26 protein-coding genes are annotated in these 22,522 nt (G+C 71.1%); 2 read left to right on the plus strand and 24 right to left on the minus strand.

Annotated features, from left to right (window positions below):
• Nucleotides 1-156: 156 nt before the first annotated feature.
• The 7 genes from rlmN to rpsB form a co-directional block, all read right to left on the minus strand.
• Entirely contained in the window at nt 157-1,263 is a 1,107-nt protein-coding gene (gene rlmN / locus ACWCV9_RS04935; RefSeq protein ID WP_385839689.1) for a 23S rRNA (adenine(2503)-C(2))-methyltransferase RlmN, read from the minus strand.
• Between the two features lie 90 nt (nt 1,264-1,353).
• On the minus strand, nt 1,354-1,809 hold the full coding sequence (locus ACWCV9_RS04940) for an SRPBCC family protein (protein WP_450784327.1): 456 nt from the start codon (nt 1,807-1,809) through the stop codon (nt 1,354-1,356).
• A gap of 142 nt (nt 1,810-1,951) precedes the next feature.
• Nucleotides 1,952-3,082 (minus strand): phosphatidate cytidylyltransferase, encoded by a 1,131-nt coding sequence (locus ACWCV9_RS04945; RefSeq protein WP_450784328.1) that lies wholly within the window; start codon nt 3,080-3,082, stop codon nt 1,952-1,954.
• Nucleotides 3,082-3,639, minus strand: a complete 558-nt coding sequence (gene frr / locus ACWCV9_RS04950; RefSeq protein ID WP_385839692.1) for a ribosome recycling factor — start codon at nt 3,637-3,639, stop codon at nt 3,082-3,084. The genes ACWCV9_RS04945 and frr overlap by 1 nt, the downstream gene beginning before the upstream one ends.
• 174 nt (nt 3,640-3,813) lie before the next feature.
• Nucleotides 3,814-4,572 (minus strand): UMP kinase, encoded by a 759-nt coding sequence (pyrH, locus tag ACWCV9_RS04955; protein WP_450784329.1) that lies wholly within the window; start codon nt 4,570-4,572, stop codon nt 3,814-3,816.
• Between the two features lie 204 nt (nt 4,573-4,776).
• The gene (gene tsf / locus ACWCV9_RS04960) at nt 4,777-5,613 is read right to left on the minus strand and encodes a translation elongation factor Ts (RefSeq protein WP_385839694.1); all 837 of its coding nucleotides are present in this window, start codon (nt 5,611-5,613) and stop codon (nt 4,777-4,779) included.
• Nucleotides 5,614-5,791: 178 nt separating this feature from the next.
• Nucleotides 5,792-6,664, minus strand: a complete 873-nt coding sequence (gene rpsB, locus ACWCV9_RS04965; RefSeq protein ID WP_450784330.1) for a 30S ribosomal protein S2 — start codon at nt 6,662-6,664, stop codon at nt 5,792-5,794.
• 273 nt (nt 6,665-6,937) lie between these two features.
• On the opposite strand from rpsB, the gene ACWCV9_RS04970 reads away from it, so the two are divergent.
• Nucleotides 6,938-7,540, plus strand: a complete 603-nt coding sequence (locus ACWCV9_RS04970; protein ID WP_450784331.1) for a peptidoglycan DD-metalloendopeptidase family protein — start codon at nt 6,938-6,940, stop codon at nt 7,538-7,540.
• Between the two features lie 401 nt (nt 7,541-7,941).
• Here ACWCV9_RS04970 and ACWCV9_RS04975 read toward each other — a convergent pair whose 3' ends face one another.
• From ACWCV9_RS04975 to ACWCV9_RS05055, 17 genes are all read right to left on the minus strand, one after another.
• On the minus strand, nt 7,942-8,499 hold the full coding sequence (locus ACWCV9_RS04975) for a TetR/AcrR family transcriptional regulator (RefSeq protein ID WP_385840299.1): 558 nt from the start codon (nt 8,497-8,499) through the stop codon (nt 7,942-7,944).
• A 64-nt stretch (nt 8,500-8,563) separates the two neighbouring features.
• Nucleotides 8,564-9,406 carry an RNA polymerase sigma factor WhiG gene (whiG, locus tag ACWCV9_RS04980; RefSeq protein ID WP_385839698.1) on the minus strand — a complete coding sequence of 281 codons (843 nt, stop codon included), beginning with the start codon at nt 9,404-9,406 and terminating at the stop codon, nt 8,564-8,566.
• 352 nt (nt 9,407-9,758) lie between these two features.
• Entirely contained in the window at nt 9,759-10,919 is a 1,161-nt protein-coding gene (dprA, locus tag ACWCV9_RS04985; protein WP_450784332.1) for a DNA-processing protein DprA, read from the minus strand.
• Entirely contained in the window at nt 10,916-12,541 is a 1,626-nt protein-coding gene (locus ACWCV9_RS04990; RefSeq protein ID WP_450784333.1) for a YifB family Mg chelatase-like AAA ATPase, read from the minus strand. Before ACWCV9_RS04990 ends, dprA begins: the two co-directional genes overlap by 4 nt.
• On the minus strand, nt 12,542-12,907 hold the full coding sequence (locus ACWCV9_RS04995) for a YraN family protein (RefSeq protein WP_450784334.1): 366 nt from the start codon (nt 12,905-12,907) through the stop codon (nt 12,542-12,544).
• Nucleotides 12,908-13,045: 138 nt separating this feature from the next.
• Nucleotides 13,046-13,354 carry a DUF2469 domain-containing protein gene (locus tag ACWCV9_RS05000; RefSeq protein ID WP_003965949.1) on the minus strand — a complete coding sequence of 103 codons (309 nt, stop codon included), beginning with the start codon at nt 13,352-13,354 and terminating at the stop codon, nt 13,046-13,048.
• A 56-nt stretch (nt 13,355-13,410) separates the two neighbouring features.
• Nucleotides 13,411-13,899, minus strand: coding sequence for an NUDIX hydrolase (locus tag ACWCV9_RS05005; protein ID WP_450784335.1), 489 nt, complete (start codon nt 13,897-13,899; stop codon nt 13,411-13,413).
• Nucleotides 13,889-14,674: a signal peptidase I gene (lepB, locus tag ACWCV9_RS05010; RefSeq protein ID WP_450784336.1), complete on the minus strand. Its 786-nt coding sequence runs from the start codon at nt 14,672-14,674 to the stop codon at nt 13,889-13,891. The genes ACWCV9_RS05005 and lepB (ACWCV9_RS05010) overlap by 11 nt, the downstream gene beginning before the upstream one ends.
• A 147-nt stretch (nt 14,675-14,821) precedes the next feature.
• On the minus strand, nt 14,822-15,826 hold the full coding sequence (lepB, locus tag ACWCV9_RS05015) for a signal peptidase I (RefSeq protein ID WP_450784337.1): 1,005 nt from the start codon (nt 15,824-15,826) through the stop codon (nt 14,822-14,824).
• Nucleotides 15,714-16,805 (minus strand): signal peptidase I, encoded by a 1,092-nt coding sequence (lepB, locus tag ACWCV9_RS05020; protein WP_450784338.1) that lies wholly within the window; start codon nt 16,803-16,805, stop codon nt 15,714-15,716. Before lepB (ACWCV9_RS05020) ends, lepB (ACWCV9_RS05015) begins: the two co-directional genes overlap by 113 nt.
• Nucleotides 16,798-17,499: a signal peptidase I gene (lepB, locus tag ACWCV9_RS05025; protein WP_450784339.1), complete on the minus strand. Its 702-nt coding sequence runs from the start codon at nt 17,497-17,499 to the stop codon at nt 16,798-16,800. Before lepB (ACWCV9_RS05025) ends, lepB (ACWCV9_RS05020) begins: the two co-directional genes overlap by 8 nt.
• An 81-nt stretch (nt 17,500-17,580) precedes the next feature.
• Nucleotides 17,581-17,931, minus strand: coding sequence for a 50S ribosomal protein L19 (gene rplS / locus ACWCV9_RS05030; RefSeq protein ID WP_070022289.1), 351 nt, complete (start codon nt 17,929-17,931; stop codon nt 17,581-17,583).
• A gap of 137 nt (nt 17,932-18,068) precedes the next feature.
• On the minus strand, nt 18,069-18,902 hold the full coding sequence (gene trmD / locus ACWCV9_RS05035) for a tRNA (guanosine(37)-N1)-methyltransferase TrmD (RefSeq protein WP_450784340.1): 834 nt from the start codon (nt 18,900-18,902) through the stop codon (nt 18,069-18,071).
• Nucleotides 18,899-19,456, minus strand: a complete 558-nt coding sequence (rimM, locus tag ACWCV9_RS05040) for a ribosome maturation factor RimM (RefSeq protein ID WP_450784341.1) — start codon at nt 19,454-19,456, stop codon at nt 18,899-18,901. Before rimM ends, trmD begins: the two co-directional genes overlap by 4 nt.
• Nucleotides 19,457-19,564: 108 nt before the next feature.
• Complete coding sequence (locus ACWCV9_RS05045; protein WP_003973401.1) at nt 19,565-19,804, minus strand: RNA-binding protein; 240 nt, start codon at nt 19,802-19,804, stop codon at nt 19,565-19,567.
• A gap of 5 nt (nt 19,805-19,809) precedes the next feature.
• The gene (gene rpsP / locus ACWCV9_RS05050; RefSeq protein WP_450784342.1) at nt 19,810-20,229 is read right to left on the minus strand and encodes a 30S ribosomal protein S16; all 420 of its coding nucleotides are present in this window, start codon (nt 20,227-20,229) and stop codon (nt 19,810-19,812) included.
• Nucleotides 20,230-20,529: 300 nt separating this feature from the next.
• Complete coding sequence (locus ACWCV9_RS05055; RefSeq protein ID WP_400142009.1) at nt 20,530-21,126, minus strand: hypothetical protein; 597 nt, start codon at nt 21,124-21,126, stop codon at nt 20,530-20,532.
• A 525-nt stretch (nt 21,127-21,651) separates the two neighbouring features.
• Here ACWCV9_RS05055 and ACWCV9_RS05060 point away from each other — a divergent pair.
• On the plus strand, nt 21,652-22,521 hold the full coding sequence (locus ACWCV9_RS05060) for an SAM-dependent methyltransferase (RefSeq protein WP_450784343.1): 870 nt from the start codon (nt 21,652-21,654) through the stop codon (nt 22,519-22,521).
• The last annotated feature ends 1 nt before the right edge of the window (nt 22,522 follow it).

Genomic DNA, 22,522 nt, shown 5'->3' on the forward strand with positions numbered 1-22,522 from the left:
GGAGGCCCGGGCAGGGCGCAACAGCTTGAGTGATGACCGAACTTCCTACCCAGAATGACCTGGGCGAGGTTCAGAGGGTCTGCGGCCCTGTCCGCCGCACTCTCAGCGCTGTGGCGCTCCCCTGTCGGAATATGAAGATATGTGGACCCGGTCAGATTACCGCTCGGTGGCGGCGAGCTGACCACAGGCTCCGTCGATCTCCTGTCCACGGGTGTCCCGGACGGTCACCGGCACCCCGTGTGCGGCGATCGCCTCCACGAACGCCTTCTCGTCCTCGGGCCGCGAGGCGGTCCACTTGCTGCCCGGGGTCGGGTTCAGCGGGATGAGGTTGACGTGCACCGGCTTGCCCCGGAGCAGCCGCCCGAGCCGGTCTCCCCGCCACGCCTGGTCGTTGATGTCACGGATGAGGGCGTACTCGATGGACAGCCGGCGGCCGCTCTTCTCGACGTACTCGAACCCGGCGTCCAGCACCTCGCGCACCTTCCACCGCGTGTTCACGGGGACCAGGGTGTCGCGCAGCTCGTCGTCGGGGGCGTGCAGGGAGATCGCGAGCCGGCACTTGAAGCCCTCGTCGGCGAACCGGTGGATGGCCGGCACGAGCCCCACGGTGGAGACGGTGATCCCGCGCTGCGACAGCCCGAGGCCGTCCGGCGCCGGATCGGTGAGCGCGCGAATGGCGCCGACCACCCGGTTGTAGTTGGCGAGCGGCTCGCCCATCCCCATGAAGACGATGTTGGACAGCCGCGCGGGACCGCCGGGCACCTCGCCGTCCCGCAGCGCCCGCATACCGTCGACGATCTGGTGGACGATCTCCGCGGTGGACAGATTCCGGTCCAGCCCCGCCTGCCCCGTCGCACAGAAGGGGCAGTTCATCCCGCACCCCGCCTGGGAGCTGATGCACATGGTCACCCGGTCCGGGTAGCGCATCAGCACCGACTCGACGAGCGTCCCGTCGAACAGTCGCCACAGCGTCTTGCGGGTGGTCCCCTGGTCGGTCGACAGATGCCGTACGACGGTCATCAGCTCCGGGAACAGCGCTTCCTGAAGCTTGCCGCGCGATCCGGCCGGGATGTCGGTCCACTGCTCCGGGTCGTGCGCGTACCGCGCGAAGTAGTGCTGCGAGAGCTGCTTGGCACGGAACGGCTTCTCACCGATCTCGGCCACGGCATCCTTGCGCTGGGCGGGCGTGAGGTCGGCGAGATGCCGCGGCGGCTTCTTGGCTCCGCGGGGGGCGACGAAAGTGAGTTCTCCGGGCTTGGGCATGGTGCTACCAGTGTCTCAGATCAATTCCCGTGGCCCGTTGCCTGTGGATTTCGTCGCCCGTTGCCTGTGGATCTCCGTGCCGGGGGTGGGTTACAGCGCGCCCGGGGTGGCGTGTTCCAGGCGTTCCTTGAGGAGGCGTTCGTTGTGCGGGAGTTCCTTGCGGACCTGGGGGCGTACGACGAGGGGCAGCAGGACCTTGCCGATGCCGTGGCCCTCGAAGTCGAGGTCCATGGTGACCCGGGTGCTGCCGTCGGGCAGTGCGGTGACCTCGCCGTGGACCTGGCCGCGGATGTGTCCGTCGATGCCCCGGGCGGTCCAGGAGTGCGGCGGCTCGAACTCGGTGCACTCCATGGTCATCGGCATGTCCCGGCCGCCGACGTGCCGGGTGACGCGGAAGCGGGAGCCGACGCCGAAGGGACCGTCGTCCAGCTCCTCGACGGAGACCGCGCTCTCCTGCCATTCCGGCAGGTGGACGGGGTCGCTGACGTACGCCCAGACATCACCGGGCGACCGCTCGATGTCGATCTCTTCATGGAAGGCGGACATGGCGCCCTCCTTCGGTGCGGGAGAGGGTCTGTCTACGTGCAGAATCGTCCCACTTGGATGGGTTTAGGGCTATACGGGACGGGCCCCCGCCACGCGCGCGTACGCGTGAGGCGGGGGCCCGGGAGCCGTACGACGCCGTCGCTCACCCGGAGCCGACGAACGCGACCATCAGCAGCCAGACCACCGGCGCCGTGGGCAGCAGGGAGTCGAGACGGTCCATGATGCCGCCGTGCCCGGGGAGCAGGGTGCCCATGTCCTTGATGCCCAGGTCCCGCTTGATCATGGATTCGCCGAGGTCGCCCAGCGTGGCGCTGGCCGCGACCGCGAGGCCCAGCAGCAGCCCCTGCCACCAGCTGCCGCCGTCGATCAGGAACTGCATGCACAGCGCCCCCGCGACCATCGCGAACAGCACCGCGCCGACCAGGCCCTCGCGGGTCTTGCCGGGGCTGATGCGCGGAGCGAGCTTGTGCTTGCCGAAACGCCAGCCGACGGCGTAGGCGCCGGTGTCGCTGACCACGGTCAGCAGCAGGAAGGTCAGGACGCGCCAGGGGCCGTCGTCGGCGGTCAGCATCATCGCGACGAACGTGGCCAGGAACGGCACGTAGAACGCCGCGAAGACACCGGCCGTGACGTCCTTGAGGTACCCCTCGGGGGGTTCCGTCATCCGCCAGACCAGGGCCGCGAGCGCCGTCAGGGCCATGGCGACCCACGCGCCCTCGGCACCGCGCACATACCCGGCGACCACCATCGCCGCGCCGCCGACGGCGAGCGGCACCAGCGGCGCCCTGATGCCCTTGCGCTCCTGGAGCCTGCTCGTCAGCTCCCACAGGCCGACGACCACGGCGACCGCGACCACCCCGACGAACACGGCCTTCTTGATGAACAGCGAGGCGATGATCACCACACCGAGCCCGACGCCGACTCCTATGGCCGCGCTCAGATCACGGCCCGCGCTCTTCTTCTGCGGCGCGGGGGCCGGCTGCGGGGCGTCGGACATGGGCTCCGGATTCTGGTTCTCGGCCGGGATCTCCCCGGACAGGGGGCCGCTCGACCGAGCGGCCCCCCGGTGATCGTCCTGGTCTCCGCCGTACGCGGGGCCGTCGGGCACGATGGGCATGGGGCGAGTCTGCTGCGCCTGAGGCGCATCGTACGCGGGACCCGCCGGGGCGGCCCCCCGGACAGGCGGGACGGGCTGGGCGGGCCCACCGTCGGTGGTTCCCCAGTACCCGGCCTGCCCCGCGGGTGGCGGCGCTCCCCAGGAAGAGTCGCTCATCAGACTTCGAGCAGCTCCGCTTCCTTGTGCTTCAGAAGCTCGTCCACCTGGGCGACGTACTTCGCCGTGGTGTCGTCCAGCTCCTTCTCCGCCCGACGCCCGTCGTCCTCGCCGACCTCGCCGTCCTTGACGAGCTTGTCGATGGCGTCCTTGGCCTTGCGGCGCACGGAGCGGATCGAGACCTTGGCGTCCTCGGCCTTGCCCTTCGCGACCTTGATGTAGTCGCGGCGGCGCTCCTCGGTCAGCTCGGGGAACACCACCCGGATGATGTTGCCGTCGTTGCTGGGGTTGACGCCCAGGTCGGAGTCGCGGATCGCCTGCTCGATGTTGCGCAGCGCGCTCTTGTCGAACGGGGTGACGACCGCCATGCGCGGCTCCGGCACGGAGAACGAGGCCAGCTGGTTGATCGGCGTCGGGGCACCGTAGTAGTCGGCCACGATCTTGTTGAACATCGCCGGGTGCGCACGGCCGGTGCGGATCGCGGCGAAGTCCTCCTTGGCGACCACGACGGCCTTCTCCATCTTCTCCTCGGCCTCGAGGAGGGTCTCTTCGATCACCACTTGCTCCTGCGTGTCTTGAGTAAGGCCCGGCTGCGGTTCCTTGAGTCGGTCGGCGGCCGGCTGCGTCGCGTCTTCTTCCTGCACGGTTCCCCACCGGCAGGACATTGTCCATCCCCCGGCCGGGGCCCGGCCCCTGCGGGGCCGTACATCACCGGCCGGACGGATACCGGGTCAGTCCCGGTTGCCCTGGTCGCCGACCAGCGTGCCGATCTTCTCACCCTTGACGGCCCGAGCGATATTGCCCTCGGCGAGCAGCTCGAAGACGAGGATCGGAAGCTTGTTGTCGCGGCAGAGCGTGATGGCGGTGGCGTCGGCGACCTTCAGGTCGCGGGTGATGACCTCGCCGTAGCCGAGCGCGTCGAACTTGACGGCGTCCGGGTTGGTCTTGGGGTCGGAGTCGTACACCCCGTCCACGCCGTTCTTGCCCATGAGCAGCGCCTCGGCGTCGATCTCCAGGGCGCGCTGGGCGGCGGTGGTGTCGGTGGAGAAGTACGGCATGCCCATACCGGCGCCGAAGATGACCACGCGGCCCTTCTCCAGGTGGCGCACGGCGCGCAGCGGGATGTACGGCTCGGCGACCTGGCCCATGGTGATGGCGGTCTGCACCCGGCTGTCGATGCCCTCCTTCTCCAGGAAGTCCTGGAGGGCGAGGCAGTTCATCACGGTGCCGAGCATGCCCATGTAGTCGGAGCGGGCGCGGTCCATGCCGCGCTGCTGGAGTTCGGCGCCGCGGAAGAAGTTGCCGCCGCCGATGACGACCGCGATCTGCGCGCCGTCCCGGACGACGGCCGCGATTTCGCGGGCGATCTTGTGCACCACGTCGGGGTCCACGCCCAGGCCGCCGCCACCGGAGAAGGCCTCTCCGGACAGCTTCAGCAGGTACCGGCCGCGCACTTTGCCGTCGTCGCTCTTCTGGGCCTTGGTGGTCATGGGAGATCCCGCCTCTTTCACGTGTTGCACATACGAAGAAGGCCATTGCCGATGGGGTCGCTTTTCGCTCCCATGCGCGGCAATGGCCTCCTCGTCAGATCTGCTGCCGTCCGCCACGTGCCCGGGTATGGCGGTGTGCGCGGACGACTGCTGTCGACCCTACCGAGAATTCTCCTCGGGTCGCGCGTCGATCGCGGTACGGACTCAGATGCCGACCTTGATGCGCGAGAAGCGCTTCAGGGTGACACCGGCCTCGTCCAGCACCTTCTGGACCGACTTCTTGTTGTCCAGCGCGTACGGCTGGCCCAGCAGCGTGGCGTCCTTGAAGAAGCCGTTGAGGCGACCCTCGACGATCTTCGGGAGCGCGGCCTCGGGCTTGCCCTCGGCGCGGGTGGTCTCCTCGGCGATACGACGCTCGGACTCGACGACCTCGGCCGGGACGTCCTCCTTGGAGAGGTACTTCGGCGCGAAGGCGGCGATGTGCTGGGCGATGCCCTTGGCGACCTCGGCGTTCGGCTTGTCCAGCTCGACCAGGACACCGATCTGCGGGGGCAGGTCGGGCATGGTGCGGTGCATGTAGGCGAGCACGAAGCCGTCGGCGAACTGCGCGAAGCGGTCCAGGACGATCTTCTCGCCGAGGTTGGCGTTGGCCTCGTCCACGAACGCCTGCACGGTCTTGCCGGGCTCGATCTCGGAGGCGAGCAGGGCCTCGATGTCGGCCGGGGAGGTCGCGGCGACGTGCTCCGCGATCTTGTTGGCGACGGCCTGGAACTTGTCACCCTTGGCGACGAAGTCCGTCTCGCACTTCAGCTCGACGATGACGCCGGAGGAGTTGTCGTCGGCGATGATGGAGACCACGGCGCCGTTCTCGGCGGAGCGGCCCTCGCGCTTGGCGACGCCCTTCTGGCCCTTGATGCGCAGCGCCTCGACGGCCTTCTCGACGTTGCCCTCGGCCTCGTCCAGCGCCTTCTTGCAGTCCATCATGCCGGCGCCGGTCAGCTCACGGAGCTTCTTGACGTCGGCGGCGGTGTAGTTCGCCATGAGTCTGTGAGTCTTTCTCGAAGTCTGGAAGATCTTCAGATCAGCACGGTCCAGCACGGTGTCGCTCCACATGTGAACGCGGCGCGCATACGTCGTGCTGACCTACGGGTGAACAGCGGGGGCGGTCTTCACCGCGCCGGAGGCGCTGTCAGTACCGCCCCCGCTGTCGACGCCTGTGTCAGGCCTGCTCGGCCTCGGCGGCGGGGGCCTCGGCGGCGGCCTCGGCCGGAGCCTCGGCGGCGGAGGCCTCGGCCGGCTGCTCCGCCTCGTCGGCCTTCTTCTCGCCCTCGAGCAGGTCGCGCTCCCACTCGGCGAGCGGCTCGCCCGCGGCCTTCTCACCCTTGTCGCCGGTGGCGACGCCGGAGCGGGCGATGAGGCCCTCGGCGACGGCGTCGGCGATCACGCGGGTGAGCAGGGTGACGGAACGGATCGCGTCGTCGTTGCCCGGGATCTTGTAGTCGACCTCGTCCGGGTCACAGTTGGTGTCGAGGATCGCGACGACCGGGATGTTGAGCTTCCGGGCCTCGCCGACGGCGATGTGCTCCTTCTTGGTGTCCACGATCCAGACGGCGCTCGGCACCTTCTGCATCTCGCGGATACCACCGAGGGTCTTCTCGAGCTTGGCCTTCTCGCGCGAGAGGACCAGCAGCTCCTTCTTCGTCAGACCGGAGGACGCGACGTCCTCGAAGTCGATCTGCTCGAGCTCCTTGAGGCGCTGCAGACGCTTGTAGACGGTCGAGAAGTTGGTGAGCATGCCGCCCAGCCAGCGCTGGTTGACGTAGGGCATGCCGACGCGGGTGGCCTGCTCGGCGATGGCCTCCTGCGCCTGCTTCTTGGTGCCGACGAACATGACCGTGCCGCCGTGGGCGACGGTCTCCTTGACGAACTCGTAGGCGCGGTCGATGTACGACAGCGACTGGAGCAGGTCGATGATGTAGATGCCGTTGCGCTCGGTGAAGATGAAGCGCTTCATCTTCGGGTTCCAGCGACGGGTCTGGTGACCGAAGTGGACGCCGCTCTCCAGCAGCTCCCGCATCGTGACGACGGCCATGGCCGTTTCTCCTTGGTTTCTCGGTTGTGCCGCGTCCGCCGGACGGCGGTCGCGCCTGACGCCCGCGATGCGCCGTTGCCACAGAGGACCGAGGGGCGCTGACACAGATCGTTTGACCGATCGGTGTCGGGGCGTGCGAAGTCGACCCGGTGACCCGGATCGCCAGAAGAAGTGTACGGGACCGGCGGGCCCGCGGGTGACGCCGCTGTCCACAACGGCGGGGTGGTCCACAGACTCCGGCCGTGATCACAGGCCTGCGGAAGGGTGGATCGCATGCGACGAGCGACGCGACACCTGACCGCGGGTACGGCCCTGCTGCTCCTGGTGCTGCCGGCCGCGCTGCCGGCGGCGGCCCTGACCGCCGTGCCCTGGGCGGGCCCCCCGCCGCCGGGTCCGCCGCCCGGCCCGCCGGTGCCGGCCGTCGCCCGGACCTGGCCGGTGGGGCCGCCGGGCGGCCGCCCGGCGGTGATCCGCGGCTGGGAGCCGCCCGCCACGGTCTACGGCCCCGGCCACCGCGGTGTGGATCTCGCCGCCCCTCCCGGCGCCCCGGTCCGCGCCGTCGCGTCGGGCCGGGTGTCCTTCGCGGGGCGGGTGGCGGGCAGGGGGGTGCTCACCCTGGAACTGGACGGGACGGACCTGCGGACGACGTACGAGCCGGTGATCCCGTCGGTCCGCGCGGGAGAGGAGGTGACACCGGGCGAGACCGTGGCGACGCTGGACCGCCCGACCCCGCACTGCGGCCCGCGCTCCTGCCTGCACTGGGGTCTGCTGAGAGACAGCACCTACCTGAACCCCCTGTCCCTGCTCCCGCCGTGGCTCCTGCCCCGAGGCCCGTCGAGACTGCTGCCGGTCCTGGGCGTACCGGAGGCCCCGTAGCCGCAGCTCGGCAACAGAGGCCCCGGGTGAGGCCCGCGCAACGCTGGGCACCCGACGCCCCGGCTCCTGCTCCGAGGCCGGTCGCTTTCCGTCCGGGGCCTACCGCAGGCGCCGTGGACGCGGCCCCTGCAGCTCGGCCCGGGAGCGCGGTGATCCGTTGGGCCACCCGGGAGCCAGGCAGGCCCGGGCGAGACCATCGCGGCAGGCCGGTCGAGACCCCTGCCGGTCCTGGGCTACCGCAGGCCCCGTAGCCCCGGCCCGGCAGTAGAGGCAAGCCCGGAGACGAGGCCACGCAACGCTGGACACCCGACGCCCGGCTCCCGCCCGACGCCGGTCGCCTACCCGTCCCGGGCACGGCGCAGGCGCCGTGGATGCGGCCGCGAGCCGGGGCCGCCGCCGGGTCAGCCTCGTACGCCCCGCAGTGCCATGGCCACCGCGGCCTCCGTCACCTGCGCGGGCTCCTCGGCCGCGCCCAGCTCGATCCGCCGCACGGCGGCATCGACCACACCCTGCACCAGCATCGCCGCCAGCCGGGGCTGACCGTGCCCCATCTCGCCGAGCGCCTCGACGATCATCGCGACCAGCCCGCCGTGGGCCGCCCGGATCTTCTCCCGCGCCCCGGCGTCCAGCTCGCTCGCCGAGATGGCGACGACCGCCCGATGCCGCCGGTCCCCGACGAGCGCCAGCTGCTGCCGCACATACGCCTCGACCTTGGCCTCGGGCGTCCCGGCCCGCTCCATGGCCGCCTCGACCTCGGCCGCCCACAGCGGGAAGTCGACCTCGCACAGCTCCTCGACCACGGCCGCCCGCGACCGGAAGTACTCGTACACCGACGACCGCGCCAGCCCGGTGCGCTCGGCCAGCGCGGGGAAGGTCAGCGCCTCCGTCCCGCCCTCGGACAGCAGGGACCGAGCCGCGTCCAGCAGGGCGGCTCGCTGCATCGACCGGTGCTCGGCCACGGAGGCCGCTCGAATCCTTGGCACGGCAACACTTTACGGACGAGCCCCGCCGAACGGGAGCGACTCAGCGCCCGAAGCTCGCCAGCTTGGCCCGCAGCTGGAGCACCGACTTGGTGTGGATCTGGCTGACCCGGCTCTCGGTGACCCCGAGCACATTGCCGATCTCGGCGAGGGTGAGCCCCTCGTAGTAGTACAGCGTCACCACGGTCTTCTCCCGCTCGGGCAGGGTGTTGATGGCCCGCGCGAGAAACCGGCGCAGCTCCCGGTCCTCGGCCACCTCCACCGGGTTGTCCGCAGCGGTGTCCTCCAGGGTGTCCATGAGGCTGAGCCGGTCCCCGCCCTCGCCGCCGACGTGCAGCAGCTCCTCCAGGGCGACCACGTTGGCCAGCGACAACTGGCTGAACACCGCGTGCAGTTCGTCGACCTCCATGCCCAGCTCGGCGGCGACCTCGCACTCGCTCGGGGTGCGCCGCAGCCGGGCTTCGAGGGTCGCGTAGGCCCGCTCGACGTTGCGCGCCTTCTGCCGCACCGAGCGGGGGATCCAGTCCAGCGCCCGCAGCTCGTCGATCATCGCGCCGCGGATCCGGGTGATCGCGTACGTCTCGAACTTGATCTCCCGGTCGATGTCGAACTTCTCGATGGCGTCGATCAGCCCGAACACCCCCGAGGAGACGAAGTCGGCCTGCTCCACATTGGGCGGCAGCCCGACGCTGACCCGGCCCGCAACGTATTTCACGAGCGGCGAGTAGTGCAGGATCAGCTGCTCCCGCAGCCGGTCGTCCCCCGTCGCCTTGTACGACCGCCACAGCTCGTCAAGCGTCGAGGGAGCGGGCGGCCGCACGCTGCCACCCTCGCGGGCGGCTGGGGGGAGCGCCGCCCGGTCGGACCCGGAGGTGTGCTGGGGCATTCGTCGCCTTGTGCCGTTCTGCCGTGAAGTGCTGTGAACTGCCGCGAAGTGCTGCGGTGTGGGAGGGGCTGGGATGTCGTGTCGTACGGTGCGGTGCCGTGGGTCGAAGTGGGCTGCCTGGGTGACCTGCCGGTCTGGTGTTGAGTTGGCGCGTTCTGCTCCGTCGCCTTTGTGAGCGTAGCGTGACTGAGGAGTCGCGGTGTGCGAACAGCGAGGCTCCACCCGCGCACGGGGCGCTCACGGGGGCTCCGCGAGCGCGGCGCGCGCCTCGCTCCGGGTGACCGGCGCGGACCCCAACTCCGGGAAACCCCAAGGGCGTCGGGGGTTCCCCCGGACGGCCGAACACTCTCGGTCAGCGACTTTCGTGGGCAGCCCGGACGGACATCACCGCCTGGCGTGTCAACTTCCAGCCGTCGCCATGTCGTTCGACGTACCCCAGTGCTCGGAGTTCGTACAGCCGGGCGATCGTGTCGTCCGGCGTGGTGCGGGCGCCCAGCGCGATCTCCGCGGCGGGGGCCGGCCGGTCGCCCGGCAGGGCGGCGAGGACGCTCCGGGCGGCCGGTTCCAGCAGGTCACGGGGGAGCACCGGGCCCCGCCGGGCCGGGGCCAGCTCTCCGATGTCGCCCACGAGTTCGACCACTTCCGCGGCGTCGGTGACGAGGGTGGCCTCACCGCGCAGCAGTTCGTGCACCCCGGCGGAGAGTGCGCTGGTGACCGGGCCGGGCACGCCCATGGTGAATCTGCCGAGCCGCTGTGCGGCCCGCGCGGTGGCCAGGGAGCCGCTGCGGCAGGCCGCCTCCACGACGACGGTGCCTCTGGTGAGGGCCGCGATCACCCGGTTGCGCAGGATGAACCGGCTCGGTGTCGGGTGGTCGCCCGGCGGCAACTCGCCGATCACCAGCCCCTGTTCCCCCATACGGTCGATGAGCGCGGTGTGGCCGCGGGGGTAGGGCCGGTCGACGCCGCTGGCCAGGACGGCGACGGTGGCGCCGCCGACGGCGAGGGCACCGCGGTGGGCGGCGCCGTCGATCCCGTAGGCGCCGCCCGACACCACCACCCAGCCCCGCTCGGCGAGGCCCGCGGCGAGGCCGGCGGCGGTGTGGCTGCCGTACTCGGTGCAGGCGCGGGCGCCCACCACCGCGACCGAGCGCAGCGCCCATAACCGCAGGCTGGGGCGGCCCCGCACCCAGAGACCGAGGGGCCGGGCGTCCCCGAGGTCGTCGAGCTGCCCGGGCCACTCGGCGTCCCCCGGGCGCAGGAACCGTGCCCCCGCCCGCCGGGCCTGGGCGAGATCCCGCTCGGGCTCGGCCCGCCGGGCCCGCGCGACCAGCCCCTCCCACCGCACGGCGCTCACCCCGGGCAACGGCTCACCGTCCCCGCGCAGCCGCCGCACCACCTCCCCGACCCCGAACTCCCGCACCCACCGCCCGCCGGCCTCGTCCCCCGGCTCGATCACCCGCCCGAGGAAGACCCGCCCGAGCAGTTCGGCGTCGGGGCATTCCTCTCCGGTCATGTCAGCGCCCCGATGGCCATCGGCACGCCCCGGGGGACTCCGGTGCGCAGTTGCAGGGCGAGGGCGACGTCGGCCGCGTCCGGGCGGTCGTGGCCGACGAGGTCGGCGACGGTCCAGGCGACGCGCAGCACCCGGTCGATGCCGCGCGCGGTGAGCACGCCCCGCTCCAGGTTGCGCTCGGCCTCGTCCATGGCGCCGGCCACGGCGTGATAGCGGCTGCGCAGCTCCCGGCCGGGCACTTCGCTGTTGCTGCGCCAGGGGGTTCCGGCGAGCCGGGCCGCGGTCCGCTCCCGGGCCTGCCGCACCCGGTCGGCCACGGTGGCGGTGGTCTCGCCCCGGGCGCCCGGTGCGGTGAGCTGGGCCCGGCTGACCGGGTCGACCTCGACGCGCAGGTCCACCCGGTCCAGCAGCGGCCCGGAGAGCCGGGCCTGATAGCGGCGGATGGCCGACGGCGGGCACTCGCACAGGGAGTCGCGCACGGAGAAGCGGCCGCAGGGACAGGGGTTGGCCGCCAGCACCATCAGGAAGCGTGCCGGGAACCGGACGACACCGGCGCTGCGTGCGATGACCACATGGCCGGACTCCAGGGGCTGGCGCAGGGCGTCCAGGGTCTGGCTGTGGAACTCGGGTGCCTCGTCCAGAAAGAGCACCCCGCGATGGGCGAGGGACACCGCTCCGGGGCGCGCGATGCCGGGGCCGCCGCCGACGAGGGACTGCATGGTCGCCGAGTGGTGCGGGGCGCAGTAGGGGGCGATGTCGATGAGCGGCTTGCCCGGCGGCAGCAGCCCGGCCACCGAGTGCACGGCCGTCACCTCCAGCGAGTCCTCCCTGGTGAGCCGGGGAAGCACGGTGGGAAGCCGTTCGGCGAGCATGGTCTTGCCCGCGCCGGGCGGCCCTTCCAGGAACAGATGGTGTCCGCCGGCGGCGGCCACCTCCACGGCCGTACGGGCCGATGTCTGGCCCACCACGTCCGCGAGGTCGTGGTCGTGTTCCTGCTGGGTGGCGCCGATGCTGTGCATGCCGGTGGCGGCGCCCGTGCCCGGTACCCGCAGACCGGCCAGGACCGGGTCCGGGCGGCCCTGCTGGGCCGGTTCCTCCTCGGGGACGGGTTCGTCGGCCAGGACCGCGATGAGCTGGCGCAGGCTGCGCACGCCCAGCACCGAGACACCGGGGACCAGCGAGGCCTCCGCCGCGGCGCATTCCGGCACGACCACCTGTTCGTACCCGGCGTCGGCCGCGGCGAGCACCGCGGGCAGGATGCCGCGCACCGGGCGGACCCGGCCGTCCAGCCCCAGCTCTCCGATCATGACGATGTCGGCGAGGACCCGGGGATCGATCCGCTCGGCGGCCCCGAGGACGGCGCAGGCCACGGCCAGGTCGAAGCCGGAGCCCGCCTTGGGCACCGATGCCGGGCTGAGTCCCACGGTGAGCTTCTTCTGCGGCCATTCGCCGCCCGAGTTCACCACCGCCGCCCGGACCCGGTCCCTGCTCTCCGTCAGGCTCTTGTCCGGGAGACCCACCAGGGTGAAGGCGGCGACGCCGGGTTCGAGGTCGGCCTGGACCTCGACGACCACGCCCTCCACGCCCACCAGGGCCACCGAGCACGTACGGGCGAATCCCATTCAGGCCACCCCCCGGGCGTGCTCGACACTCGGGCCGCCCCGGCGGGGCAGGAGCACGCCGACCAGGTCGATGCGGACGCCTCCGGGCGGAGCCCCTCCGTGGGCCTGGATCCAGTGCTGGGCCAGGCCGAGCAGCCGACCCGCCTTCTGCGGGGTGACGGCGGCCATCGGATGCTGGAACGCGCCGTCCCTGCGGGTCTTCACCTCGCAGACGACCAGGACATCGCCGTCCAGCGCGACGATGTCGATCTCTCCGGAACGACCGCAGCGCCAGTTGCGCTCCAGGATCCTCATCCCGGCCTCGGTCAGCCGCCGGGCGGCCAGATCCTCGCCGTACCTGCCGAGTCCACTGCGTGCCTTGCTCATGTCGGCACCACCTCCGGCGCCAACGATCACGCAGCCGGACCCAAGATGTTGATCTTGGTGGACGGCCCGGCGATTGTGGATAACCCCGTCACCTGCGGGAGCCCGTCACCCGCCGGAATCCGTCAGCCGCGGGTCACCTCACCCGCCGGGCAGCTCGAGGTCGCTCTTGTTCAGCTCCTCGATGTTCACGTCCTTGAACGTCAGGACCCGGACCTGCTTCACGAAGCGAGCCGGCCGGTACATGTCCCAGACCCAGGCGTCGGCCATGGACACCTCGAAGAAGACCTCACCCTGGACCGAGTGCACCTGCATCTCGTAGTCGTTGGTGAGATAGAAGCGCCGCTCGGTCTCGATCACGTATTTGAACAGACCGACGACATCGCGGTACTCCCGGTAGAGCTTCAGCTCCATCTCGGTCTCGTACTTCTCGAGGTCCTCGGCGCTCATGGCATGTTCCCCTTCAGCCGTGCGATCCCACCATTGTGCGCCAGCCGCGCGAGCCCTCAGACGATTTCCGGATCGAGGGTCACGGGACCGGCCGGGGGACCTTCGTCGAGCAGCGTGCGCAGCAGCTCGGCGAGTCTGGTCGGATACACCGTCTCATGCGCCCGGGCCAGTTCCTGACACGTCCACCACCGTGCTCCGGCCACGCTGCGCCGCTCCAGCTCCGTCAGCTCCGTCGCCCCGGTCACCGTCTGCGCCGTACGGGCCAGGTAGTACCACTCGTCCTGGTCCCAGCGGCGGCCCGCGAACGGGAAGGAGCAGCGGCGCTGCCACAGCACGGGGCCCAGCTCGACGTCCGTGATGCCGGTCTCCTCGGCAAGCTCCCGGAGGGCGGCCTCCTCCCGCGTCTCGGTGCCCTCCAGACCGCCCCCGGGGGTGAACCACCAGTCGTCGGCGGGGTCGTCGGGCTCATGGCCGTGCAGCAGCAGAATGCGGTCCTCGGGATCGAGCAGGACCACCCGGGCCACCTTGCGCAGCTCAGCGGGCACCGGCCGCCTCCGGGCGGGCGGGAGTGCGCCGGGAGCGGCCGAAGAGCTTGGCGACCGGGCCGTACGCGCCGCCGGCCAGGACCAGGACCGCACCGGCGACGATCAGCAGCTCGATGGTGCGCAGCGGGCCGGGCTGCGAGAGGGTGCCGAGCGCCGTGAAACCGGTGGGCCGCTTGAGCATGCCCTTCCAGGGCCATACGACGGCGTCCACGCGGGCGGTCACGGCGTCCCGGGAGACGGTGCCCTTGGCCGCGTCGGTGAGGTGGGCGGTGGAGTCCAGGGAGCCCTGGCGTTCGTCGCCGAGCAGGAAGAGCCGGCCCGCGGGGACGGTCACCGTCGGGAAGTTCTTGATCTCGGCGAGGGAGCCCTCGGGCAGGTAGGGCTCGTCGATCTGCTTGCCGTTGACGGTCAGCTTTCCGTCGGTGCAGCAGGAGACGGTGTCCCCGCCGACGGCCACGACCCGCTTGACCACCTTGGCGTTGGTCACCCAGCTCGTGTCCTCGAAGACCACCACGTCACCGCGCTTGACGTCGGCGCCGTCGACGCGCTGGGCCAGCACCCGGTCACCGGCGTCGATCGTGGGTGTCATGGAGCTGGTGGGCACGGTGTACGGCCGGTAGGTCACCGCCGCCCAGCCGAAGCCGCCGAGGAACAGGACGAGGCCGAGGGCCACGACCAGCCCGGACAGCCGCTGCCCCAGCCGGCTGCCGCCGGGCCCTGCCGTGCCTGTGCCGCCGCTGCGCGGGGCCGTACGCGTCGTGCTCTCGCCACCCATGGACCGGGACCCTACCCGGCGGTACTGAGCCTTGCCCACCCCCGGCGGAAAAGCCGGAGCCGCCCCGGCCGGGGCGGCTCCGGATGCTGTCGGACAGGTCCTGCCGCAGCGTGTGGCGTCAGCGCGCTCCTGCGGCGGCGTCCGGCGTCAGACGCGCTCCTGCGACCGGCTCCTGCGCCGGCGCCACACCGCCACCGGCACGACCGCCGCGACGGCCAGGCCCTCCGGAGCCACCGTCAGGGAGGCCGCCGCCGAGGACTGCCGGTCCAGGCCGGGCTGGTCGAAGGTGTCCGGAATCGGCAGGGTGCCCCAGCGGTTGACCGGCCAGGCCTTGACGATCGCACGGCCCACGACCTTGCCGACGGGGACCATGCCGTGGTTCCGGTCGGACTGGTTGTAGCGGGAGTCACGGGAGTTCTGGCGGTGGTCGCCCATCACCCAGATGTAGCCCTTGGGCACCTTCACCTTGAACTGGCCGCCCTGGTCGTCCACGCTGCACGGCGTGTTGCCGGGGTACACATACGGCTCGTTCAGCGCCTTGCCGTTGACCAGCAGCGGGCCCGAGCCCTTGCACTGGACGGTGTCGCCGCCGACCCCGATCACCCGCTTGATCAGGTCCTTCTCCTCCGCCGACGGCATCAGGCCGATCCAGCTGAGCACCTTCTGCACCGCGTTGGGGTTCGGTGTCGGCTCGCCCGCCAGCCAGTTGTCCGGGTCGTGGAAGACGACGACCTCGCCGCGCTCGGGCTCGGAGCCGAACCACGGGGTGAGCTTGTCGACCAGGACCCGGTCACCCTCCTGGAGGGTGTTCTGCATCGAGTCGGAGGGGATCGAGAACGCCTGCACCAGGAAGGTCTTGATCAGCAGCGCCAGGACCAGCGCGATACCGATCAGGATCGGCAGCTCCTTCCAGAAGGAGCGGGGCTTCCTGGGCCGGGGCGCGGTGTCTTCCGCGTCGGATCCGGACCCGGAGCCGGAGCCCGCGTCCTGGGTGCGGGGCGGCTGCTCGTCCCCGGGGGTGCCGTCGTCCGCTGCCATGTCATTCCCGGAGGTCATGGCGCCGTCCGGTGCGGGGGCGTTCGCTTCCACGGGGTGCCCGCGGTGCTCCTCGCCGTCGTGTCCCGACCGTGCGCCAACCGCCACATCCCCCACGCCAACTCCTTACTCTGTGCCGCCGCCCGCACCGCATACGACGCAGGCCCACCACTCCCATAACGAGCGGGAGTTCCGCAGGGGTCGGGAGTTGGGTCATTCCGTTCGGATTCTCGGAAGCAACCCTATGCGACAGCCGGGAGGCCGCGGCCGTACCGGAGCGGGAGTCGCCGACGCTTGCGAAGGTTTTAGGTTCGTCCAGGCTGGTCCAGTGACCGATCGGCCAGCCGATGACCATGGCGCGGCCCACCACGGAGTCCAGGGAGACCGTGCCGCCGTACGGGGTGTTCTGGTGGGCGCGGGAGTCCGCGGAGTCGTCGCGGTGGTCGCCCATCACCCACAGCCGGCCCGGGGGCACGGTGATGTCGAAGGGGGTGGCGGCGGGGGACGTGCCCGGGAAGAGGTAGTCGGCCTCGCTGAGCGGGACGCCGTTGACCGTCACCCGGCCCTGCGCGTCACAGCACTTCACATGATCGCCACCGACGCCGATGACCCGTTTGATCAGGTCTTTCTCATTGTCGGACGGAAGCAGGCCGATGAAGGAGAGGCCCTCCTTCAGCTGCTTGAGGACGACCGGGTCGGACTTCTTCTGGGTCTGTTCGTCCGCCAGCCAGCCGCCCGGGTCGTGGAAGACGACGACGTCCCCGCGCTGCGGCTCGGAGCCGAACCACGGGGTGAACTTGTCGACCAGGACCCGGTCGCCGATCCGGATGGTCTGCTCCATCGAGCCGGACGGGATCACGAACGCCTGGACCAGGAAGGTCTTCAGGACCAGCGCTATCAGCACGGCGACGCCGACCAGGAGCGGGATCTCCCGGACGGCCGAACGCCGCCGCTTGCGCTTGACCTTGCGCTGGAGTTTGCGGCGCTCCGCGCGCGTGCGGCCGCCACCGGGCGCGGAGGTGCGCCGGACCCCGGTGGGCAGCAGGTCGTCCGCGGGGGTCTCGGGCACCCCGCGCGGTTTGCCGCGGTTACCCATGGGCGCCCTCCGCCGCGGTCGCGGGCACGCGCGCGTAGGCGGACGGCCGGCTCAGGTGGGTCATATGGGCGTACGGCCAGAGGATCCAGTCGGCGCGGCCGATGACGTCACCGACGGGGATCATGCCGCCGCCGGGTGAGCCCAGGTGGTCCCGGGAGTCGCTGGAGTCGCTGCGGTGGTCGCCGAGGACGAAGAGGGTGCCGGCAGGCACACGGATGTCGAAGGCCACCTCGGAGGGGCGGTCCCCGGGATAGAGGAACGCCGTCTCGTCGACCGCCCGGCCGTTCACCTCGATCCTCCCCTTCTTGTCGCAGCAGACCACATGGTCTCCCCCCACACCGACAACGCGCTTGATGTAGTCGGCGTCCCCGAAATACCCCGTGCCGTCGAACACAACCACGTCACCGCGGCGCGGCCGGGCACCGAAACGGTACGCCAACTTGTTTACGAGAACGCGGTCCCCGATCCTCAATCCCTGTTCCATCGATCCGCTCGGGATCTGGAACGGTTGCACCACGAAGGCGTTGAGGGCGAGCAGGAACGCCAGGCAGACGAGAAGGGTGAGGGTGATCCGGCCGCCCGGCAGCCAGTCGGCGAGCCGCGCCACCAACGCGAAACGCGACCGTCCCTCCGGCCCCGGGGACTCCGGGTGGGAGGAGCGGTCGCGTTCGGTCGGCTGTGCTTCGGTGTCCATCGGGGCGAGATGCTATCCCGCCCCGCTGTGACGCCGTGGTGCCGGCTCGCTCGCCTGCGGCTCGCGAGCAGCGCAGAGCGCTCAGCTCTCGCGCTTCTCCTTGATCTTCGCGGCCTTGCCGCGCAGCTCACGGAGGTAGTACAGCTTGGCGCGGCGCACGTCACCACGGGTGACCAGCTCGATCTTCTCGACGATCGGGGTGTGCACCGGGAAGGTGCGCTCGACGCCGACGGAGAACGAGACCTTGCGGACCGTGAAGGTCTCGCGGACACCGGAGCCCTGGCGACGGATCACAACGCCCTTGAACTGCTGCACACGGGAGCGGTTGCCCTCGATGACGCGGACGTGGACGTTGACGGTGTCACCCGGGCGGAAGGCCGGGATGTCGCTGCGCAGCGACGCGGCGTCGACGGTGTCGAGCAGGTGAGACATTTGGTCTGCTTTCTTCGCTGATGCCACAGGTCATCAACGGAAACTAGTGGTTCCAAGAAGGACTGTCGTGCGAGTCGGGGCGGACGTCGTGTCCCCCTGTGGCAGGGGCGCACACCGGACGGACGCACAACAGCGGTCTATTCTTCCACGCCCCCGGCCCGGCGCCAAAATCGGCCGTGCGGGTGACCCTCCGGGTCCGGTTCCCAGCCCAGGATCGACAGCATCTCCCGGTCCTTCTTGTCGAAGGCCTTGGGATCGCAACGCTCGATCAGGTCGGGGCGGTGCAGTGTCGTACGCCGCAGGGCCTCGTCCCGGCGCCAGCGGGCGATCTTGCCGTGGTGGCCGCTGAGCAGCACGTCCGGGATGTCCCGGCCGCGCCAGACCGGCGGCTTGGTGTAGACGGGGCCTTCCAGGAGGTTGGCCATGGCGCCGGGGGCGAAGGAGTCGTCGCGGTGGGACTCGGCGTTGCCGAGGACACCGGGCAGCAGCCGGGCCACGGCCTCGGTGATGACCAGCACGGCCGCCTCGCCGCCGGCGAGGACGTAGTCGCCGATGGAGACCTCGTAGACGGGCATCCGGGTGGCGTACTCGTCCATGACCCGGCGGTCGATGCCCTCGTAGCGGGCCGGCGTGAAGATCAGCCAGGGCCGCTCGGAGAGTTCGACGGCGAGTTCCTGGGTGAACGGGCGGCCGCTGGGGGTGGGCACGATCAGCGCGGGCGCCTGGGCGCCGCTCTCGTAGCCGTCGGCGAGGACGGTGTCCAGGGCGTCGCCCCAGGGCTCGGTCTTCATGACCATGCCGGGACCGCCGCCGTACGGCGTGTCGTCCACCGTGTTGTGCCGGTCGTACGTCCACGCGCGCAGGTCGTGCACCTGGACGTCGAGCTGCCCACGCGCGCGGGCCTTGCCGACCAGGGAGACGTTCAGCGGCTCCAGGTACTCCGGGAAGATCGTGACGACGTCGAGCCTCATGCGCCGTCCTCCGTCGGCTCTTCCCTGGACGAGGCGATCTCGGCGCGGTCGTCGATCAGACCCGGCGGGGGCGCGATGACGGCCCGCTGCTCCTCCAGGTCGATCTCGGTGACGATCTCCTCCACGAAGGGGATCAGCACCTCGCTGCCGTCGGGGCGCTCCACGATGAACAGGTCCTGGGAGGGCAGATGCGAGATCTCGGTGATCCGGCCGACCTCGGTCCCGTCCTCGGTGACCACGTCGAGGTCGATGAGCTGGTGGTCGTAGTACTCGTCCTCGCCCTCGGGCAGCTCTTCCGGGTCGATCTCGGCGATGAGCAGGGTGTTGCGCAGGGCCTCGGCCGCGTTGCGGTCGGTGACGCCCTCGAAGCGCAGGAGGAGGCGGCCGCTGTGCACGCGGCCCGTCTCGATGGTGAGGGGGCCGGCGGAGGCCGGGTCGGTGGCCAGGACGGCGCCCGGCGCGAGCCGCAGCTCGGGCTCGTCGGTACGTACCTCCACGGTGACCTCGCCCTTGATGCCGTGGGCGCGGCCGATCCGTGCGACTACCAGCTGCACTGTGCTTGATCTCCTGTCGGAACGACGAGAGCCGGAAGGCTCATACGACTGCGGGCCGGGGACGGCCCGATGGACCGGTCCCCGGCCCGAGCCGGTTGCGATGAAGCGTCAGCGGACGTGGTCCACGTCGACGAGGTCGACGCGGACACCGCGGCCGCCGATGGCGCCCACGACGGTACGCAGAGCGCGCGCGGTACGGCCGTTGCGGCCGATCACCTTGCCGAGGTCGTCCGGGTGGACCCGGACCTCGAGCACGCGTCCGCGGCGCAGGTTGCGCGAGGCGACCTGCACATCGTCAGGGTTGTCGACGATGCCCTTCACGAGGTGCTCAAGCGCCTCTTCGAGCATTGTGCTCAGGCCTCGGCCGACTCGGACTCGGCAGCCGCCTCGTCCTTCTTCTCAGCCTTCTTCTTCTGGGTGATCGCCTCACCCTTGCCCTCGTCGTCACCGCCGAGCGCCTCGAACGACGGACGGGCCGGCTTCGGCTCGGCGACGAGCAGCGGCGCGGGAGCCGGCTCGCCCTTGAACTTCTGCCAGTCGCCGGTCTTCTTCAGGATGGCGAGGACGGGCTCGGTCGGCTGCGCGCCGACACCCAGCCAGTACGCCACACGATCGGCGTCCACCTCGATGACCGACGGGTTGTAGGTCGGGTGGTACTTGCCGATCTCCTCGATGGCCCGGCCGTCACGGCGGGTACGGGAGTCGGCGACGACGATGCGGTAGTGAGGCGAACGGATCTTGCCCAGACGCTTCAGCTTGATCTTGACTGCCACGGGAGTGGATTCTCCTGGAATTGACGTGGTTGGGCACGGCGAGCTGCCGCGTGGGGTTGCGGTACCCGAATGCCCGATGGACGCGTCAGCCGGAGGAGAGAGGGGTCCTATGCGGCTGTCGAGTACAGCTAGCCATTGTGCCACACCCGGCGGGTCGCTCCCGGCCGCGGGGTGTGCCGGGCATGCTTGACCGGCACCCGGCGTGGAGGTGAGGTCACGTCGGGTGCACTGCCCCCGTGCCGTGCGACTGCGGTCCGGGCCGTCACCGGCACCCACGAGATGCCGGTACCGCGGCCCGGGTCACGCCGCTCCCACGACCTCCGGGATCCTGAAGGGCTTGCCGCAGCCGCCGCAGACGATGGGGGCCTGGGCCAGCACCGAGGGGACCACGCGGACGTTGCGGCCGCAGTCGCAGACGGCCTTGACCCGGACCCCGCCGCCGGAGGAGCCGTGCCGGGCGGCCGGACCGCGGAAGGTGCGGGAGGTGTCGGACGAGGTGGCCGCGGTGTGCGCCTTCAGGGCGCGCTGGAGGCGCTCCATCGTCGGGCGGTAGCGCCGCTTCGCCTCGGGGTTGAGCGTGACCAGGGAGAAACCACTGCTCGGGTGTGGTTCCTCGGGGTGGTCCAGGCCCAGCTCCTCGGCGATGGCCAGGAATCGGCGGTTGTGATAGCGGCCGGCCCGGGAGGTGTCGCGGATCCCACGGGCGGCGGCGATGCCATGGACTGCCTCATGGAGCAGTCGCTCGAAGGAGAGTTCGTGCCCGCACGCGGACGACGACTCTCCGATCAGGGACTCTGGCGCGGCGAGGTCAGGCAGCTCGGGGTGGTACCGCTGAATGTCGGCCCACGCCTGCGCCAGCTCTGCGGCGAGAACAGGGGGTGTCTGTGTCGTGCTCACGTAATGACAACGAGCGGGGGTGCCGCTGTGTTCCTATTCCGGGGCATCCCAAATAATTTGCACGTACCCGTCAGTTGGCACTGATGCGTCCGGACGAGGGCGGGTGCGCCGATCCACGGAGAAGCCGCACAGCTCCTACCAAGCCGGTGCGTAGGCCGCGCTACGACGCATCCCGTAAAGCCGGATGTCGCCCGGGCCGACGGATGCGCAAGAGGCGATTCGGCCGCTCTCCGCGCGGGCCTCGTCCTGGTCAGCGTCCGTGACGGCCGTGACGTTACCGCGCACCCCCGCAACCCCCCTGCCCCGCCCCTTCCCTACCTGGAGCGGACACCGTACGGCCGTCCGTATTGCCGGGACATGAAATCTCGCCACACCGGCCACCGGCCGCCAAGCGGAGCCCTACGACCCCTGGACGGCGCCGCGAGCCCGCAGTTACCTGGCATACGTGGAAAGTGCGCGCGCACGGTACGGGGGCCACGCGACCGGGCACAACGGCGAACTGTCGGCGGATTGGGGCGCTTACCTATGACACCTACGCTCGTGCGGCAGCATCAGGCGCACGCGGACTCCACACCCCGCGTCGACCGGTACGCACGCGCGCGTGACTGGTCCGAGATACAGGAGCGCATGCTGGTCCCGCTCTACGAAGCCGTGTACCAGCGACTGGAAGTGGGCCCCGCCACCCGGCTGCTGGGCCTGCGCTGCGGCTCCGGGCTCGCGCTGCTGCTGGCCGCCTCCAGAGGCGCCGCCGCGGTCACCGGCGCCGACCCCTCCCCCGAGCGCCTCGCCCTCGCGCGCGAACGCCTGCTGCCCGAGGAACCACGCGACCGGCACAGCACACGCGCGCGTACGGCCGTACGCCTGCTCCAGGGCCCCGCCGGGGACCCGGCCGACCCCGAGCCGGCCCGGTACACCCTGGTGACGGTCTTCGAACCGATCGGCTGCCGCGCGGGCGACACCGAAGGGCTCGGCGGCCTGCTCGCCGAGGCGCTGCCGGCGGCCGCACCCGGGGCCGCCGTGGTGCTGGCCGGCTGGGGACCGCCGGAGCGGTGCGCCACCTCCTCGGTGCTGCGCGTGGCCGGAAAGCTGGCCGATCCGCTGCGCGGCGCGGACAGCTGGCGACCCGCCCGCAGGGACGACCTGGAGGAAGTCGCCCAGCGGGCCGGGCTGCGGCCCGACGGCTCGGGACGGGTGGCCTGCCCGTTCGGGTACGCCGATGCGGACAGCGCCATACGCGGACTGCTGTCGACCGGGCTGTTCGACGCCGCGATCGCGGCCACCGACGCCAAGCAGGTGGACAAGGAGCTGACCGAGGCCCTGCATCCCTACCGGCGCCCGGACGGAACCGTGTGGATGGACAACGTCTTCCGCTACGTCATCGCCCGCGTGCCCTGAC

Source organism: Streptomyces sp. NPDC001606 (genome assembly GCF_053596835.1).